The sequence below is a fragment of the Mycobacterium sp. TH-M103 genome (genome assembly GCF_057473785.1).
The window spans coordinates 1-3,087 of record NZ_JBYCLG010000201.1; the positions used below are offsets into that span (position 1 = coordinate 1).

The following is a 3,087-nucleotide window of genomic DNA, read 5'->3' on the forward strand; positions in this document are numbered from 1 at the left end:
CCCGGCGGGTGGGTCACCGCGACGCTGGCCGTGAGGTCCTCGGTGCCCGCGACGTGGCGCAGCACCACCCGGGCGCCGGTGCGGTGCGCGGTCTGCAGCAGCGGGATCGCGAAGGGATCGACCTCCCAGCCCACGTCGACGCTGCCCACGACCTCGCCGTCGATGACGAGGTCGGCATGCTCGAGGCCCTGGGCCGGCGCCGCCGACGGGCCCTGGGTGGGCACCCGACGCAGCCGCGCCCCGGTGGCCGGCAGCTCGTCGGGGTCGGGTTCGGGCGGCTGCTCGGCGTGCAGCAGCGCGTCGGCGACCTCATAGACCCGGTCGTCGTCCCAGCCCGGCATGTCCCCGTGCGCCCGCAGCACGGCGCGGTGGTCGCCGCGCAGCGCCGCCCCGTCGATGACGACGACCTTGACCCGGTCCAGCCGGCGCAGGGCCCCGGGGTCGAGGATCAGCTGCCCGGCGTTGGCCAGTCCGCGGCCCAGCACCGCGGCGAACGTCTGGCGGCCCATGTGGGCGGCTCTGGGCACCCCGGCCAGCAGCGCGCCGGCGGCGTCCTCGGTGCCACCGCCGGCCAGCAAGGCGGTCGCCGCGGCGATCAGCGACGCGTTGGCGGCCTGGTCGGCGTATTCCTCGACGGGCCCGGCCATCGAGCCCTTCGCGGTGTCGATGGCGGCGTCGACGGCGCCGCCGACCATGACGTGGGACGCCTCACCGGCGGCCGCGGCCGCCGAGTTGTGCCGCACGGCCTGCGATTTGGGCCCGGCCGAGGAGATGACCGGCACCACCGGGGCCTGCGGCCGTCGGGGCGAGGCGAGTTCGGGTTCGCGCTCGCGCCACCGCTGCCGGTGTGCGGCCGCCTCGGAGATCTGCAGGCTGCGTTGCGCGAGGTCCAGCATCGGCGTGCCGATCGCCTGGGTCAGACCGTTGGACACCGCCGCCGAGGCGCTGAGTAAGACGTCGGTGCCGACCCGCCCCAGCCGAGACTCCAGGACCGAGACGATCCGCGGCTGGTGGTTCAGCAGGGCCGACGCGGCGCGCGCGCTGCGCGGCGCTACGGGTAGCCGGCCCACCCAGCCGGTGACCGCTGCACCGATCGCCGCGACGTCCATCGCCGCGGCCGTCAGGGGCACCAGGATCGCCAGCGGGTTGCCCGGGTCGGCGAACGGAGCGGTGCGGGTGGCCGGCCGCGCCCCGGCCAGTGTCAGGTCCTCGGCCACGCGGGAGACCGTTCGGCGCACCTCGTCGAGGACCGCGTCGCAGTCGGCTTTGCTGTCCAGTTCGACCACCAGCCGGCCCAGGGCTCCCTCCACGTGGGCCGTGGCCACGCCGGGAATCCTGCGCACCGGCTCCTCGACGACGGGCGCGTGCTCGTGCCAGCTGGGGAACGGCAGCAGCGGGTCGAGGTCGAGGTGCACCCGGCGCCCGCTCTGCCAGCGCACCTGCGGCATTACGTGGTTCGCCGAACCGTTGGAGGAGGCACCACCGATGCCGATCGCCCGGCCCGTCGTCTGCGCCATCGACTGCATCACGGGACCGGCCAGCTCGGTGACCGGACTGGTCAGCATCTGCACCGCGCCCACGGCACCTGCTGCGGTGGAGACGCCGGCTCGGAGGACCTCCGCGGCTCCGCCGGTCACACCGGCGATGACGCCGGCCACACCGGGAATCCTCATTCCGTCACCCTTCGATCACGTCTACCGCGCCTAATGATCCTGGCGCGCCGGGAGCCTGTCCACAGGTGCGCGGGACCAAGGCCGGGCGATGACACCGGAGAACGCGGCGGCTCGGGAATCGCGCGGTCGACGTGCGTGTCGAATCGCTTCACTTCCGAAAAGCTTACCGGGTTCGCCAGAGGGCGAAACGTGATGCACGCGCGCGTGGCGGGGGATCAGCAGGCCCCGATGGCGTGATCGTCTCCTGAAATGGCCTGGACGTCAGAGGAAATGGAGTGGCGCGAGGAATACGGCACGCGCTGCCCGGCCCCGGGAATCGGGCCTACAGATACCGGTGGTTCGAGCGTCCGACCTGGTAACCCGCCGGGAAGGTCTTCTCGATGACCTGCAGGTGGTGGTCCACCCTGGACTCCAGTTCGAGGACCACGCAACCCTCGCCGAGGGCTTTGGATTCGAGAACGATGTACCGCTGACCACAATCGATGATCGGGTCGCCCGAGTGCAATTTCTCGACCGGCACCGACTCCGGAGTTGCGTCTGGCTCCATCCATGACACGTTAGGTCAATTCCGCGGGCGAGGGAATATGCCGCCGGCGGGAACCTTGGGGGGCGTGGCGGCCTTCCGCGCTTGCCGGCCGCCCGCGCCGGGCTAGGTTGTCACCCATGAGTTGGTGGTTCGCCCACGCCGAGCGGACGCTGTCCGAACAGGTACCCGCCGCACCGGATCGGGTCCGTGACTTCTACGTCGACCTGGACAACATCAAGGTCGTGCATCCGCTGATCGTGTCCGTGGCGGCCGGGCCGCGCGTCGACACCCCCGACGGCTACCGCCAGGGCTATCGCGTGGTCGACCGGATCCCGCTGGGGCCGTTGAGTTTGCGGATCACCTACCGGGCAACGCTGCACGTGCCGGCCGACGGCGACGTGCGGACCGAGGCCGACCAGTCCCCCGGGGTGCGCCTGCGGGGAACGGTGAGCTTCGAGCCGGCCCGCGGCGGCACCCGGCTCACCGAGCGCATCCGCATCACGGCGCCGCGGCCGCTGGCCCCGGTGACGACGCGCGAGGCGGTCAAAGCGCACACCGCGATGCTGGCCGGTATCCGGCACCACTTCGAAAACGCTTGAGCGACAGCCGCTCTCGCCAGACTACTGGGCGGATTTGTCGGGTGCGTAGCCCAGGATGCTCTTGACCTCCAGGTACTCATGGAACCCGAACGAGCTCCACTCTCGGCCGTTGCCGCTGCGCTTGTAGCCGCCGAACGGCGCATTGAGGTCGAAGGCGTGGTTGATGGTCACCCACCCCGCCCGGATCCTGCGCGCCACGGCGCGCGCCGTGTCGAGGTCGGCCCCCGAGACGTAGCCGGCCAGGCCGTAGTCGGTGTCGTTGGCCAGCGCGACGGCGTGGTCGAGGTCG

General features: G+C 72.0%; 3 protein-coding genes and 1 pseudogene. 1 reads left to right on the forward strand and 3 read right to left on the reverse strand.

The window, feature by feature from the left end; all coding sequences use genetic code 11:
- Positions 1–1,673 (reverse strand): annotated as a pseudogene (locus AC2VOR_RS11075) (cation-translocating P-type ATPase); the annotation flags it as partial.
- Between the two features lie 322 nt (positions 1,674–1,995).
- A complete protein-coding gene (locus tag AC2VOR_RS11080) occupies positions 1,996–2,220 on the reverse strand; it encodes a hypothetical protein (protein WP_486963789.1) in 225 nt (74 codons plus the stop codon).
- Positions 2,221–2,336: 116 nt separating this feature from the next.
- On the opposite strand from AC2VOR_RS11080, the gene AC2VOR_RS11085 reads away from it, so the two are divergent.
- Positions 2,337–2,798: an SRPBCC family protein gene (locus tag AC2VOR_RS11085; RefSeq protein WP_486963790.1), complete on the forward strand. Its 462-nt coding sequence runs from the start codon at positions 2,337–2,339 to the stop codon at positions 2,796–2,798.
- A gap of 21 nt (positions 2,799–2,819) precedes the next feature.
- Here AC2VOR_RS11085 and AC2VOR_RS11090 read toward each other — a convergent pair.
- The coding region (locus tag AC2VOR_RS11090) for an aldehyde dehydrogenase family protein (RefSeq protein WP_486963791.1) at positions 2,820–3,087 on the reverse strand (268 nt) is incomplete at its 5' end.

Coding starts and splice junctions, on each gene's coding strand:
- AC2VOR_RS11085 (WP_486963790.1), top strand. CDS start 2,337: ATGAGTTGGTGGTTCGCCCACGCCGAGCGGACGCTGTCCGAACAGGTA.
- AC2VOR_RS11080 (WP_486963789.1), bottom strand. CDS start 2,220: ATGGAGCCAGACGCAACTCCGGAGTCGGTGCCGGTCGAGAAATTGCAC.